Source organism: Colwellia meonggei (assembly GCF_057537295.1).
The window spans coordinates 278,860-293,654 of sequence record NZ_BAAJLZ010000003.1; the positions used below are offsets into that span (position 1 = coordinate 278,860).

Genomic DNA, 14,795 nt, shown 5'->3' on the forward strand with positions numbered 1-14,795 from the left:
AAATGAAGTCATTGTGAGTTAAATTTAAACAAGTGTTTAAATTTACTGGATCGACCAGTGAAAATTTGATAAAACGTATCATTAAAATTAAGAATAAGAATTAAAAGAGGTAAGGCACTGTGGAAAAAATTTGGCTTGAAAAGAGTTATCCACCCGGCGTTCCATATGAAATTGACCCTGATAAATATGCATCTATCGTTGATATGTTTCATAAATATACTGAAATATATGCTGATAGAACTGCATTTATCAATATGGGTTCGGAGATAAACTATCGTGAACTTGCTCAACAAGCCACTGCATTTGCTGCCTATCTACAAAATGATTTAGGACTAGTAAAAGGCGACAAGTTTGCCATTATGGTACCTAATTGCTTGCAATATCCTATTGCTTTGTTTGGTGCGTTGTTAGCAGGGTTAACGGTTGTTAATGTGAACCCTTTATACACAGCACGTGAGTTGGAGCATCAATTAAAAGACTCCAATACTAAAGCTATTTTGATTATTCAGAACTTTGCTAGCATTTTAGAGAAAGTGATTGATAAAACGCCAGTAGAAAAAGTAATCCTTACTTCTTTAGGTGATCGCTTAGGCTCGGTAAAAGGCGCTATTGTTAATGGTGTAGTTAAATACGTTAAGAAAATGGTGCCAGCATTTACTTTAGCAAATACTGAAAGTTTTAATAAAGCATTAGCAAAAGGCTATAAGTTGTCGCTCAAGGCGGTTGCTCTTAAAGGTGATGACTTAGCATTTTTACAGTATACCGGCGGTACAACTGGTGTTTCTAAAGGTGCGATGTTAACGCATCGGAATATGGTTTCAAATTTAGAGCAAGCAAAAGCCGCTATTAAGCCGCAGCTAGATGAAGGTGCTGAACTTGTGGTTACGGCATTGCCGCTTTACCATATTTTTGCTTTAACGGCGAATTGCCTTACCTTTATTACTTTAGGCGGTACTAACTTATTAATTACTAACCCACGTGATATGCCGGGTTTTGTTAAAGAGTTATCTAAGTACCCATTTACGGCGATTACTGGTGTTAATACCTTATTTAATGGTTTATTAAATACGCCAGGCTTTAGTGAACTGAATTTTAAAAATTTAAAGCTTTCACTCGGCGGTGGCATGGCAGTACAACGTCCAGTAGCTGAAAAATGGGAAAGTGTTACAAAAACACGATTACTTGAAGGTTATGGTTTAACTGAATGTGCTCCATTAGTGACACTTTGTCCATATAACCAAACACATTATAGTGGCAGTATTGGTTTACCAGCATCATCGACCGACATTCGGATTGTTTTGGACGACGGCAGCGATGCTGGTATTGATGAGGCAGGAGAAATGTGGGTAAAAGGCCCGCAAGTGATGAAAGGTTATTATAATCGTCAAGAAGCAACTGATGAAATATTAAAAGACGGTTGGTTGGCAACAGGCGATGTTGCTTGTATGGACGAGAATGGTTTCTTTAAAATTGTTGATCGTAAAAAAGATATGATCATTGTGTCTGGTTTTAACGTGTTTCCAAACGAAATTGAAGAAGTTGTTGCGAGTAATGATGGCGTACTCGAAGCGGCAGCAATTGGAATTCCACATGATGTATGTGGTGAAGTGGTGAAAATATTCGTAGTGCGAAAAGACCCAAGCTTAACAGAAGAAGAGCTTATTAAGCATTGCCGCGCAAACCTGACAAATTATAAAGTGCCGAAAATTGTTGAGTTTCGTGACGAATTACCAAAAACAAATGTTGGTAAAATATTGCGTCGAGAATTGCGATAATTATGTAAGCTTCAGTAGTTAGCGAGTGCAGTAAGAAATCAAAAAGGCCAGCATATGCTGGCCTTTTTAGTTATTGAGTAATGTTAAATTACTGTGCGTTTAGGCGTTGCCCGTTAACAGCCTTACTTTCATCTGACATTAGGTAGACATACAGCGGCATAATACTTTCCGGTGTGGCAATGCTGTCTTTATCTTCAGCAGGGTAGGCGCTATTGCGCATACCTGTGTTTGTAGCGCCAGGGTTAATTGCATTGGTTCTTAATGATGTGTTTTCGTATTCATCTGCAATAACCTGCATCATGCCTTCTGTAGCAAATTTTGAAACACTATAAGCACCCCAGTATGCTTTACCTTTATTGCCTACACCAGAGGAGGTAAAAACTAATGAAGCGTTTTCTGCTTTTAGTAATGTAGGGAGCAATGCCTGAGAAAGTAAGAATTGAGCATTAACATTTACCTTCATAACATCTTGCCAGATTTGTTCATGTATTTGGTTGAATGGAGTTAACTCACCTAACATAGAAGCATTAAGTAAGGCGCCGTCTAATTTACCAAACTGGTTTTCAATGGTTGCTGCTAAGTCAATATAGTTTTGTTTAGTTGCTCCTTTCATATCGAGAGGAACAATTGCTGGCTCGGGATGACCATTAGCCAATATTTCATCGTAAACAGCTTCTAGCTTAGCAACTGTTTTTCCTAATAAGATAACTGTAGCACCTAGTTCTGCATATGTTAATGCAGCTTGACGGCCGATACCGGCACCAGCACCAGTTATAAGAATGGTTTTATTTGCTAAAACTTGTGGGGTAATTGTATAGTCAAACATTTGAATTAATGGCTAATAAAATTTGGTCATAATTCTACTCTTTCCCTCCTATGCTGACGAGTGTTTTTGACCTTAAACTACAATTCATTAACAAAAACTAACAATAATTCAAAAAATCACTAGCACTTGATCTGTTCTTGAGTTAAGTTTAACTGGTCTAACAAGTTGAAATTAATGCTAGGGTAGCTTTCAAAGTCAACAAAACTATAGAAAAATAAAAACATATTCTTAAAAAATAGTTAAGTTTATAAAAATAAAAGATTAGTCCGTGGGGAGATAAAATGAATAAGCTAGTACTCGGTCTCGCAATTGCCAGCACATTAGGTTTAAGTGCTTGTGATGATGAAACCATAAAAGATGTTGAAAAAGAGGTTGTTGATAATGGTACTGCCGTTACACCAACTGCTCGAGTTAAATTTGACCCGAGTGCTGGTGCTGCCGGGCTTTCTATTCCAAATGATTTGATTTTCTCTGGTACCCAAGACGGTACATTAGAAATACCCGTTGCAGACCCAACTGATGGCTCTGATCCATTTGTTGCTATCAGTGCGCTTGATGGCTGGTCGATTTCACAACCATTCTCTCTTGCTATCGAATTCCCTACAGGCACTTCGTTAGATGCAACTAGTGTTGACCCTTCTGCTGTGCGAATATTTGAAGCTATTATGGGTGGAGACGCTAATGATAGTGATTGTACTGCCGTTACACGTGGCTTAGCATGTAAAATTGTTGGTGAGCTTGCATTTGGCCAAGACTTTGTTACGCAAGCGTCGGGTAATAGTGTTAGTGTTATTCCAACGAAGCCACTAAAAGCTGAAACATCGTATATCATGGTGATGACGAATAGTCTTCGCGATAATAACGGTAAAGCGGTTGCTGGCTCAAGTACTTATGAATTAGCTCGCCAAGATATTAATACTTTACCGTTAGGTAATGCTTCACAATTAGCATTACAGGGGACTATTAATAGTTACGAAGCAGCTTTAGTAGCGGCAGGTGTTGATAGTGATAGCATTATTTATAGTGCTGCAATGACCACGCAATCAACAACGCGTGTGTTAAGTACCATTAAATCTTTAATGGCGGCTGGCGTACCGCAAATGCTAGCAAATGCTCAACAAGGTATTCCTGCTATTGGTGTTCAAGATACAGGTTTATCAGTAGCTAATGTTTTAGATGGCTTAATTCCTGCTGAATTAGCGCCACTTTACTCTTCTGCAAATTATTTCCGCGGTTCAATCACTTTACCGTATTATTCTGGCGTTCCTTCTGCTGAAAATCCATTAGCTCCAGCTAATGCATGGTGGAAAGCTCGTTGTGATTCAGGGGCTACTTTAGCAGGCCTAGCAGCGACAAATCCCGCTGCAATTCCAGCAGGGCCATTAGATGAAAATGATGGTTTTTGTATGAACTTTGGTTTACGTGATTTAAGTTCTGTGGCTGCTATTGATACAGAACGAAACTTAACTAAATTTAACCCAATTCCTGCTACGGCAGCTATGTTGCCAATTGATGTACAAATGACGACGCCAGATTTGGCATGGGCTAACCCGGTTCGTGCAAGCATGGGCTTACCGGCACTAGAAACACCAGAAAATGGCTGGCCAGTAGCTATGTTAGTGCATGGCATAACTTCGACTAAAGAGCAAATGTTACCCATCACAGGGATTTTGTCTGCATTTGGTATTGCAACAATTGCTATCGATCAGCCATTACATGGTAGTCGTGGCTTTGATCTAAATGGTGATGGCATTGATGATATCAATACCAGTACCGTATCAACCTTACATTATGTAAATTTAGCTAGCATGTTAACTATGCGTGATAATACCCGTCAAAGTACCGCTGATTTACTAGGGCTACGTTTAGGTATTAACTTTTTAGGTGGTGTTGACGGCGACGGTATGCCAATTAAAGTTGATAGCTCGAAAGTTCATTTATTAGGTCATTCATTAGGTGGTATTTATGGTATGAACGCAGTTGGTTTAGCAAATACGCCATTAGATCCACAAATAGATGGTTTATTTAACATTACTAGTACCTCGTTAGCTATGCCAGGCTTAATGCTAGCAAACTTCGGTATCGAATCACCGGCATTTGAAGGCTTGGCGAAATCTAATTTAACATTAGAATTATCACCTGCTTTTAAAGCCGCAGTTGAAGCAAATTTACCTGCTGATTATACTCAGCAACAATTAAGTGATTTCTACTTTGCTTTTTATGACGCGTTAGATGCCAGCCAAAAAGCTGAATTAGATGCAGGTTTTGCTCAATTTACTTTTGCTGCGCAAACGGTAACCGATTCAGGTGACCCTGTTGCTTATGTTCAAACATTAGCTGCTACGAATACGCCTACGCACTTAATCGAAGTAGTTGGTAACGGCGTTGATAACTTGTCTGACCAAACTGTAACTAATACTGCGCCATTTACGCCAATGGGCGGCACAGAGCCAGCAATTGCATTGTTAGGCTTACAAGCTGTCAGTGAAGATACCAATGGCTCGGGTGCGGTTAGATTTGTTAATGGGCATCATAGTTCAATTCTTGACCCTCGTCCTAACGCAGCTTCTCCAGATCCGGAATTAAGTGGCCGAGCAACGCAAGAAATGCAAACTCAAGTGGCAACTTTTTTTGCTTCAATGGGACAGCTGATAAAAGTAACTGATGCGGCTGTTGTTAAACAGTAATCGTATACTTAAATCATAGAGTTAAAGCCCTCATTATGAGGGCTTTTTTATTGCTAATGAAATAGTTAACGCTATGGCCTGTTGATATTATTTCGAAAATCACTCTTTTATTTGCGGGTTTAATCCCCATATTGTTATCATAAATTTAAGTTAAAACATCAGGATTTTGAGTGTGTAATCTTGATGGTATATATATTAGAAGTTTTTCTTAGGAGAAAACCATTGGAATTTTTGTACGAATACGGTTTGTTTTTAGCTAAGGCGATCACCTTTGTTGTTGCGGTAATAGCAATTATTGTTGCTATCGCTTCGTCAGCAATGAAACAAGGAGGAAAAAAAGGTGAGTTAGAGATAACTGATTTATCTGAACAATATAAAGAGGTTGAGGAAGATATCACTCACCATTTATTATCAAAAGACGAATTAAAAGAAAAAGAAAAGAGCGATAAGAAAGCCGAGAAAGAAAAGGCTAAAGAAGAAAAGAAAGCTGCAAAAGATGGCAACAATAATGAGGAAAAGGAAGTTGAGCCAAGATTATTTGTGATCGACTTTAATGGCAGTATTGACGCTAAAGAAGTTAGCTCTTTACGTGAAGAAATTACCGCAATATTAACGGTTGCTAAACCTACTGATGAAGTATTCGTTCGTTTAGAAAGTGGTGGCGGTATGGTGCATGGTTATGGCCTTGCGTCTTCACAGCTAGATCGCATTCGCCAGCGTAATATCCCTTTAACTGCCTCTGTTGATAAAGTGGCGGCAAGTGGTGGCTATATGATGGCTTGTGTCGCCAACAAAATTGTTTCAGCGCCATTTGCTATTATTGGTTCGATCGGTGTTATTGCGCAAGTTCCTAACTTCAATAAGTTGTTGAAGAAAAATGACGTTGACTTTGAACAATTTACTGCCGGCGAATTTAAGCGAACAATAACTATGTTTGGCGAAAATACCGATAAAGGTCGTGAAAAGTTTGTTGAAGAGCTTGAAGAAACACATGTGCTATTTAAGAACTTTGTTAATGAACATCGCCCAGAACTAGATATATCAAAAGTTGCAACAGGTGAGCATTGGTTTGGTACCCAAGCCAAAGAACTTGGTCTTGTTGATGAATTACAAACGAGTGATGATTATTTACAAGCGCGTTGTCAGTCTCATAAATTAGTGCAAATAAAGTATGCAACGAAAAAAGGCTTAGCAGAGAAATTCTCAAAAGCTGCTTCATTATCATTCGATGCGATAGTCAGCAAGGTTTGGCAGAATAATCGTATATTCCCAGGATAATATTTCTCCATTCAGCAGCTTAGAAATTGCTAAGCTGCTGACATATAGGTTTTCGCTTGGATAATGAATTTTGGCATAAATGCTGGGAACGCAATAGCTTAGGCTTTCATCAACAGCACGTTCACCCATTTCTAACAGAACATTTTAAAGCTCGGTGCTTGCCAAGTGATAAGCATGTTTTTGTGCCTTTATGCGGTAAAACGCTTGATATGGCATATTTAGCACAATTCATCCAAGTCACTGGCAGTGAGTTGAGTGATATTGCTTGTCGAGATTTTTTTATTGAGAACAATATTGACTATCAAAAGCACAAAGTAGCGTGCTTTCAGCAATATCACTGTTCACATCTTTCATTATTCCAAGGGGATTTCTTTCAACTTAATAAAGAAATAATTAATAACCCTGACTGGATTTACGATCGCGCCGCATTAATAGCCTTACCTGAGTCAATGCAGAAGCAATATGTTGAACACTTGAAACATTTTTTTTCACCTCATACACGCTTGTTTTTAGTGACCTTAGAGTTTCCTGAAGAACAGTTAATAGGGCCTCCTTTCCCGATCACAGCCTGTAGGGTTGAAACATTGTTTACTGGTTTTGATATTCGCTCTGTGGCGACAAATGAACTTGAAGATAAACAATTTGCGCAGCGACAGTTTGATGTTGATTATTTACGTGAGAAACTTTATATCATCACGTTGCCGCAATAAAAGGGTTGGCTTCAAAACAAAAAAGGTGCCTTAGGCACCTTTTTTGTTGCGAGCATTAATTCTAGAGAAATTAATTTTACGCTGAAAATAGCTTATTCAGCGAGTGATGTTGTTTTAACGCTTGCATCGTCGCGCTTATCAGTTTTAGTATCAACCATGGCTAATTGTGTACGAGCCAGTTTTTCGATAGTGTTTACTGTTACTGTATTTAATTTGATAGACTGTGCTAAATTCATTTTAGCCACTGCTACTAATTCAACCGTGTTTTGTGGTTGTGCTTTTACTAATTCTGTTGCTTGGCTGTTGTTTGCTACGAAAGCTAATGCAGCAATTGCTGCTATTTTTAAAATGTTGTTCATAAGTCACCTGTAATAAAACGTCAATAGTCCTTATAGATGTTTTGGGACCTTTCTTTTCACATACAAATAAGGGTTGGGAGCTTATTTGTTTTCTACCCGTTTATTACGGGGCAAAGATGAAGTCCTTCATCTATGGCGAGTATATTACGGTAATGCTGGTAACTTTTAAAATGACAAATTATAATGTTATTCATTAGAAAAACTAATCCGACTACTTATGTCGTTATTATGATGAATTATGCATGGCTAGTTTATCAATATTGTAAATTTATAGGTGTAACTTGGCTAACAGACTCCCACCATTAAACGCTTTGAGAGCATTTGAAGCATCGGCAAGACAATTGAGCTTTACTCGGGCAGCAGAAGAATTATTCGTCACTCAGGCGGCGATTAGCCATCAAATAAAAGCATTGGAAGATAATTTAGGCATAAAGTTATTTATGCGTAAAAACCGTGCCTTGTTGCTAACTGAAGAAGGGCAGTCATATTATTTAGATATTAAAGATGTTTTCAATTCTTTGCATGAAGCAACAGAGCGGTTATTAGCTCGTGGTGCGAAAGGGGCGATAACAGTGAGCTTGCAGCCAAGTTTCGCCATTCAGTGGTTAGTGCCACGACTTAATACCTTTAATTTACTGCATCCTGATATTGATGTGCGAATTAAAGCGGTTGATCAACCGGAAAACTCACTAACAGAAGATGTTGATATTGCCATTTATTATGGGCGAGGGCGCTGGAGTGGTATTCACGCAGACCAATTACATACTGAATATTTAATACCTGTATGTTCTCCTATATTGATGACAGGGAAAAAGCCATTAAATAAAATTGAAGATCTTGAAAAGCATACTCTTTTACATGACACCTCTCGACGAGACTGGAAAAGGTGGTTTAAACATGTTGATGTGCGAGGAGCGAACGTAAATCACGGCCCTATATTTAGCCATTCTGCTATGGTAGTTCAAGCTGCAATTCATGGTCAAGGAGTCGCTCTTGCGCATAGTGTACTAGCAAAGCCAGATATAGATGCTGGTCGGCTAGTATGTCCGTTTAACGAAGTGCTGGTCAGTAAAAACTCTTATTATATTGTTTGTCGAGAACAGCAATTAGAACTGGGTAAAATATCTGCATTTCGTGAATGGGTACTAAATACGGTTGCTGACGAGCAATCGCTTTTAGAGGAAGGACAAATAGTATAATGGTCAGCAAAAGTGAAATAGCAGAAAAAGAAGAGAGAATCACATTAGCTAGTCATAAATATGATCATGTTGAAAATGCTAAAGCATTAGTTATCTTAGCCCATGGTGCCGGGGCTGATATGGAGCATGAATATATGGCAGATTTAGTTAACCTAATGAATGCTCAGCAGCTTAGTGTCCTTCGATTTAATTTTCCTTATATGGATAAACGAAAGATAGATGGTAAAAGGCGTCCACCGGATCGAATGCCAAAACTTATTGTTTGCTATAAGTCAATTTTAGCAAGTATTGATAGCCCTTTACCTATTTATATTGCGGGTAAGTCTATGGGGGGCCGCGTTGCGGCAACAATAGCAAGTGATAAAGAACTTATGACTAAGCACCAAGTTGAAGGTGTAATATGCTTAGGTTATCCATTTCACCCCGCAAAAAAGCCAGAAAAACTGCGTTTAACGCCTTTGCAAGAAACACAGCTGCAGGTATTAATTTTACAAGGTCAACGGGATGCATTAGGAAACGAGAGTGAAATTAGCACATACCAGCTATCCTCAAAATGCCAGCTGCACTTTTTTATTGATGGTGATCACGATTTAAAGCCTAGAGTAAAGTCTGGATATACGCTTGCAGAGCACAAGCATTCTGCCGTATTAAAAATACAGGGGTTTGTTAATGCACACAGATAAAATGATGCGACTTCTGATTTTATTTGTTGGTATCAGTGGCTGTTTTTCGGTATTATTCGGCGCTTGGGTAGCGCATGGCGGACAATTGCTACCTATTGCGCTACAAGAAAGGTTGTCGACAGCACTCCAATACCAATTTATTCATACACTTGCGTTACTATTAACGATTGTTTTGTTTAAGCTAAACCGTAATCTTGTGTTAGCTTTATCGGCGATTTCTTATACGCTCGGCATAGTGCTTTTTAGTGGTAGTTTATATATTAAAACGTTTTTCGATATTGCCATAATTGGAAAATTAGCGCCCTTTGGTGGGCTTTCATTTGCATTAGCTTGGCTGTTATTAGGCTTTGCCGGTTCAAAAATGTTTCAACATAAGTTAGGTAAGTAAATAAAATGACTGCAATAGTTTTATATTGTCGCCCTGGATTCGAAAAAGAATGCGGTGCAGAAATTCAAGAAAAGGCGGCTTGGAACGAAGTTTATGGTTATTTGCAGTTATCAAAAAACCAAGGCGTGGTTTATTTCCACTTAAATAATCCAGAAGAAGGTGAAGCATTAATGAATAAGATGCCACTTCGTCGTCTTATATTTGCTAGACAGTGGTTTATGACAGTAACCGATAAAATAGCCTTACCTGACTATAATCGTGTTGAAGCTATTGTTGAAGCCTTAGGGACTGAGTGGCAATATGCAGACTTACGTATGGAAACTCCCGATACTAATGACGGTAAAGAGTTATCAAAGTTTTGTCGAAAACTTGCTGTACCGTTACGCCAAGCGTTAAGAAAAAATAAAGTTTTGACCGAGAAGGGCAATAAAGAGGGTGCCATTCTTCATGCGCTATTTCTATCTGGCAAAGAAGCTATTTTTGGCTTCTCATTAGCGCACAACACTTCTCAACATGTTATGGGGATCCCGCGTTTGAAATTCCCAAATGCTTCACCAAGTCGTTCGACATTGAAATTAGATGAAGCGTTTTTACATTTCATTCCAAGAGATGAATGGGACACTCGCTTAACTTCAGGCATGAATGCGGTTGATTTAGGTGCGGCACCAGGTGGCTGGACATATCAATTAGTTCGCCGTGGCATGATGGTAACGTCAATTGATAATGGGCCTATGGCTGAGTCTTTAATGGAAACTGGACAAGTTAAACATCGTACTATGGATGGCTTTAAATATGTGCCACAGAAACAAAATGTTTACTGGTTAGTATGTGACATGATAGAGAAACCCCAGCGTGTTGCTAAATTAATGAGTGAATGGTTATTAAAAGGGCAATGCCAAGAAGCCATTTTTAATCTGAAATTGCCAATGAAAGGGCGCTACCAACAAGTTATTGAAGACTTGCAAAGTATTAAAGATGCATTTTCTGAGCATAAGGTTCAATATGAAATGTTTGCTAAGCATTTATATTATGATCGTGAAGAAGTGACTGTTCACGCTCGTTTGTTATCACCACCTCCGTTAGTGTAGTAGCTAGAATAAAATTGAAAATGCCATAAAATCAATATCATGTTTTATGGCATTTTAGATTTTAGCGCATCAACCTTGTTATTAGTAAACAAAGGGCGATTGCATACAGTATTAACGAGCTAGGTTCATATACCTTAACTGAATTAGTCTGTGCATTTAGACGGATATTTTGAAAAGCTAATACTTCATTAGTACCGTTTAATTTGGCATTTAGTATCAGTGTTAGAGCTTTACCATTGCCAATTAAAGGTGATGAAAAATGCTGGAAGCTATTGTTTAGAAATTGAGAGTTTATTGATAGTGGATCATTAAGCGTAACAAGGTTTTTACTCTCTAACAGGTAATTTTGAGCGTTATCTTCTTCAACTGAACTTTCAAATATACTTACAAATGAACCTCCATCAATATTATATTGCCACGAAAAGTGATCACTATTTTCAAAGTCTCCCATGGCAGCCATATCAATTAAAAACAATAATGAATTTAAATTACTAATATCGATTTGCCAACTAGCTGACGCATACTCAGCTAGATTATCTGGGTTAACCGTATCCACAATGCCAAAAAAATTACCTTGATTAGTACTGTTGATGATGCCTAAGTCGTCAGAAGTTATAGTCAAACTGTTATCAAGTAAGTTAGTGGCGATGTTGCTGTTTGCAGCCCTGTTATAAATTTGAAAGCCATCGTTATTATTAGAAAATGCATTTTTGTAAGGGTTATGATAATTAACTAAAGGCGATGATGATGGGGATAATAGGTCCAAAGTCATTAAAGATGCTGATGCAATATTTGCTGTGATATAAATAGCGATGGCAGTTAAGCTTTTAAGAATTATGTATTTCATAAAAAGTCCTTTTATTGAGTGTACTCCTCCAAGAAATCTGTTTGGTAATGCAAGGTAGTTAACAACAAATTAATACGACACCTTATTCCTTGGCGTTGCGCTATAACACGGTTTAGCTTTGTTAAATTTAAATGCTGCATTAATAAAACTAAGGCAAGTATAGCCTCACTTTTAATATTTGCTACTAAATCGCTGTGCAGGATGGACTATTTTAAAGGCCTAAAAAAGCCAAGCTATATGCTTGGCTTTTATACGCATAATTTTTAAACGCTATAAGCGCTCTAATACCGCATCAGTAAAATCAGTTGTACCATGTGTACCACCTAAATCACGTGTTGTGCGATCGCCTGACTCAATAACGTCCGTAATCGCGGTGCGAATATTATTTGCTTTATCCGACATACCTAAATATTCCAACATTTGAATTGCGGCTAATATCACTGAGGTTGGGTTCGCTAAGTTTTTACCTGCAATATCTGGAGCACTACCATGTACTGCTTCAAAAATTGCACAATCGCTGCCTATATTTGCACCTGGCGCCATACCTAAGCCACCAACTAAACCAGCACAAAGGTCAGAAAGAATATCGCCAAATAAGTTAGTTGTTACGATGACATCAAATTGTTCAGGGTTCATCACAAGTTGCATACAGCAGTTATCAACAATCATTTCTGTTGACTCAATTTGTGGGTAACGAGCGGCAACTTCACGAGCAACTTTTAAAAATAGCCCTGATGTTGATTTAAGGATATTGGCTTTGTGCACAGCAGTAACTTTTTTACGACCTTCTTTAATTGCCGTTTCGTAAGCGAAAGTAACAATGCGCTCAGCACCTTCGCGAGTGATTAAACTCATTGCTTCAGCTTGTTGGCCATCTTCTGATACCGTTTGTCCTAAGCCTGAGTACATGCCTTCAGTATTTTCACGAATAGTAATAATATCAATATCTTCGTAACGTGCTTTGGTACCTTTAAATGAAAGTACAGGGCGAACATTTGCATAAAGTTGAAATTGTTTACGTAAGGTTACGTTAATTGAAGTAAAACCTTCACCAACCGGTGTCGTTAATGGGCCTTTTAAGGTGATTTTGTTTTTCTTAATTAGCTCTAATGTTGACTCTGGTACTAAGTCACCGTGATTTTCCAATGCTGTTAAGCCAGCGTCAGCATATTCATATTCAAAATTACAGCCCGCTTTATCAAGTACTTTAATTGTTGCGTCTATAATGTCTGGACCTATGCCGTCTCCAGGGATCACTGTGATGGTTTGTTTAGCCATTGTTTAATTACCTTTTGAATATTGCTTTTCTTGAATTGAGAAAATCTTCGCTTATAGGATAAATATACTGCAAATTTGATTAAATATATTTGATCTAAGCCTGTTTTCACCGCTTTAGTGTTGGCAATTATAGCAACTAATCGGATCAGTTAGGGGAAATTAGCCTTAAACTTTAGTCTAATTGTTATAAGTTAGCTTATTTACAGCTTAAGTTGTTGAAAATAATTAAAATAAAGTTTAACTATCAAAAGAGGATAGAAGGCGTTGAATGTAAGTTATAAAACAACCTATAAAAAGGCTGTTTTATAATGAAATGGTACCGAATACTATAATTTTTGAAATTGCTGGTAAGCTGTTTTTCCGATTGCCGTTAAAATTCCGTTTGAGAATAGTAATGCCGTGCACTCGTCTTGTGTCGTGATACCGTCTGATTTTACATGTTGAGTTCGGTAAAAGCTGACTTGATAACGAATGTTGTCGACAATTTTTGCTTCAGTAATATCAGGGCTGCCTAGCTGTTCAATGGCAGTATCAAAGTTGAATTTTTCTAAAGTGAGTTTAGCGATAAACTGGCGGTTATATGCTTCGCGATCTTCCCACTGCATTTTGGCTGGGCTGTCATCATAAAAATTGACAACTAAGCCAACAAACACGCCATATGCCGCTAAGGCAATTAATATTCTGGCGATGACTTTCTTATTCACATTTCTTCCTTTAGCCTGTTTAGCGAATTTAAATCACAATTATTATTTAACTATAATTTAAATTGAGCTGCTTAGGCATAATTCTATCGTATATTCTTGGGGCTTAATCGTAATCAAGCACAATTAAGCTAAATGTTACCAGATTGTTATTCGCTGGCAAGTGCATTTTCGATGGGTAACCTAATATCCTTTAAATTAAAGCCAAGCGGTATATCGAGCTTTAGAGTGAGCAATTTACGGCTTAAAGTAATTTGTTCTTTATGGTTATCTAGCTTTTCTTTAACACTGTTCTTTAAATCATCAGCACTCAAAATACTTTTGATTGAACCGTACTGATTAAGCAGCTGTGATGCTGTTACTTGCCCAATACCAGCAACCCCAGGAATTTTATTGGTGCTGTCGCCAGTTAATGTCCATAAATCCATTAATTTGTCAGGCTTTACATTAAATTTATTCAGCACATATTCATCGTTTAAGTAACGGCGATTGAAGTAGTCATAAACCTTTATATTTGGACTCAGCAATGACAGAAAGCATTTATCTGTAGACACAACCGTGACATTTTGTCCACGCAGTGCCACTTTTACCGCTAAAGTTGCGATAAGATCGTCAGCTTCATCCTCTTCAGATACTAGCGAGTCAACAAAGTGATTCATAAATGAATCTTGAATATCAGCTAGTTTATTTGCTAAGTGCTCCGGCATTTTTTTTCTACCCTTTTTATAGTCAGGGTAAACCTCGTAACGCCAACAAGGAGCTTGTGAGTCGAAAACTGCTAGGGCATGGCTAGGCTGTAATTGTTCAATAATTTTTTTTAGCGCTTGCTCACAAGCTACCGCGGTGTTGTATAGCACTTGTTTCTTGGTATTTTCCGCTAATTCATTGTTCATTAAAAATGGACGTTCTTGAACTGCATATATTCTTCTGATCAAGTTTAATGCATCAACTAATACCAAATGGACTGCTGCCATAT

At 38.0% G+C, this 14,795-nt stretch carries 14 protein-coding genes; 8 read left to right on the forward strand and 6 right to left on the reverse strand.

The genetic code is table 11. From position 1 onward, the window contains the following. Nucleotides 1–119: 119 nt before the first annotated feature. Complete coding sequence (gene fadD, locus AC27E9_RS09725; RefSeq protein ID WP_487129624.1) at nt 120–1,775, forward strand: long-chain-fatty-acid--CoA ligase FadD; 1,656 nt, start codon at nt 120–122, stop codon at nt 1,773–1,775. 88 nt (nt 1,776–1,863) lie between these two features. Here the strand turns inward: fadD and AC27E9_RS09730 are convergent, their stop codons facing one another. Then, nucleotides 1,864–2,601: a YciK family oxidoreductase gene (locus tag AC27E9_RS09730; RefSeq protein ID WP_487129626.1), complete on the reverse strand. Its 738-nt coding sequence runs from the start codon at nt 2,599–2,601 to the stop codon at nt 1,864–1,866. A 281-nt stretch (nt 2,602–2,882) separates the two neighbouring features. Here AC27E9_RS09730 and AC27E9_RS09735 point away from each other — a divergent pair, with 281 nt between their 5' ends. The 3 genes from AC27E9_RS09735 (at nt 2,883) to AC27E9_RS09745 (ending at nt 7,276) form a co-directional block, all read left to right on the forward strand. After that, nucleotides 2,883–5,288, forward strand: coding sequence for a VolA/Pla-1 family phospholipase (locus tag AC27E9_RS09735; RefSeq protein WP_487129628.1), 2,406 nt, complete (start codon nt 2,883–2,885; stop codon nt 5,286–5,288). 222 nt (nt 5,289–5,510) lie between these two features. Beyond that, the gene (gene sohB, locus AC27E9_RS09740; protein ID WP_487129629.1) at nt 5,511–6,566 is read left to right on the forward strand and encodes a protease SohB; all 1,056 of its coding nucleotides are present in this window, start codon (nt 5,511–5,513) and stop codon (nt 6,564–6,566) included. Nucleotides 6,567–6,622: 56 nt separating this feature from the next. Next, a complete protein-coding gene (locus AC27E9_RS09745) occupies nt 6,623–7,276 on the forward strand; it encodes a thiopurine S-methyltransferase (protein ID WP_487129631.1) in 654 nt (217 codons plus the stop codon). A gap of 92 nt (nt 7,277–7,368) precedes the next feature. Here AC27E9_RS09745 and AC27E9_RS09750 read toward each other — a convergent pair whose 3' ends face one another. Further along, complete coding sequence (locus AC27E9_RS09750; protein WP_487129633.1) at nt 7,369–7,635, reverse strand: hypothetical protein; 267 nt, start codon at nt 7,633–7,635, stop codon at nt 7,369–7,371. Between the two features lie 281 nt (nt 7,636–7,916). Here AC27E9_RS09750 and AC27E9_RS09755 point away from each other — a divergent pair, with 281 nt between their 5' ends. The 4 genes from AC27E9_RS09755 to rlmM are packed head-to-tail and all read left to right on the forward strand — an operon-like array spanning nt 7,917 to nt 10,993. Then, nucleotides 7,917–8,834, forward strand: a complete 918-nt coding sequence (locus tag AC27E9_RS09755; RefSeq protein WP_487129635.1) for a transcriptional regulator GcvA — start codon at nt 7,917–7,919, stop codon at nt 8,832–8,834. Next, nucleotides 8,834–9,517 carry an alpha/beta family hydrolase gene (locus AC27E9_RS09760; protein ID WP_487129637.1) on the forward strand — a complete coding sequence of 228 codons (684 nt, stop codon included), beginning with the start codon at nt 8,834–8,836 and terminating at the stop codon, nt 9,515–9,517. Before AC27E9_RS09755 ends, AC27E9_RS09760 begins: the two co-directional genes overlap by 1 nt. Then, entirely contained in the window at nt 9,504–9,905 is a 402-nt protein-coding gene (locus AC27E9_RS09765) for a DUF423 domain-containing protein (protein ID WP_487129639.1), read from the forward strand. The genes AC27E9_RS09760 and AC27E9_RS09765 overlap by 14 nt, the downstream gene beginning before the upstream one ends. 5 nt (nt 9,906–9,910) lie before the next feature. Then, on the forward strand, nt 9,911–10,993 hold the full coding sequence (gene rlmM / locus AC27E9_RS09770; protein ID WP_487129641.1) for a 23S rRNA (cytidine(2498)-2'-O)-methyltransferase RlmM: 1,083 nt from the start codon (nt 9,911–9,913) through the stop codon (nt 10,991–10,993). A 61-nt stretch (nt 10,994–11,054) separates the two neighbouring features. Here the strand turns inward: rlmM and AC27E9_RS09775 are convergent, their stop codons facing one another. The 4 genes from AC27E9_RS09775 to xni form a co-directional block, all read right to left on the reverse strand. After that, the gene (locus AC27E9_RS09775) at nt 11,055–11,840 is read right to left on the reverse strand and encodes a hypothetical protein (RefSeq protein WP_487129643.1); all 786 of its coding nucleotides are present in this window, start codon (nt 11,838–11,840) and stop codon (nt 11,055–11,057) included. Nucleotides 11,841–12,110: 270 nt separating this feature from the next. Continuing rightward, nucleotides 12,111–13,118, reverse strand: a complete 1,008-nt coding sequence (locus tag AC27E9_RS09780) for an isocitrate dehydrogenase (RefSeq protein WP_487129645.1) — start codon at nt 13,116–13,118, stop codon at nt 12,111–12,113. Nucleotides 13,119–13,444: 326 nt separating this feature from the next. Further along, nucleotides 13,445–13,822 carry a DUF3192 domain-containing protein gene (locus AC27E9_RS09785; protein ID WP_487129647.1) on the reverse strand — a complete coding sequence of 126 codons (378 nt, stop codon included), beginning with the start codon at nt 13,820–13,822 and terminating at the stop codon, nt 13,445–13,447. A gap of 146 nt (nt 13,823–13,968) precedes the next feature. After that, nucleotides 13,969–14,793 (reverse strand): flap endonuclease Xni, encoded by an 825-nt coding sequence (xni, locus tag AC27E9_RS09790; protein ID WP_487129649.1) that lies wholly within the window; start codon nt 14,791–14,793, stop codon nt 13,969–13,971. Nucleotides 14,794–14,795: the final 2 nt, after the last annotated feature.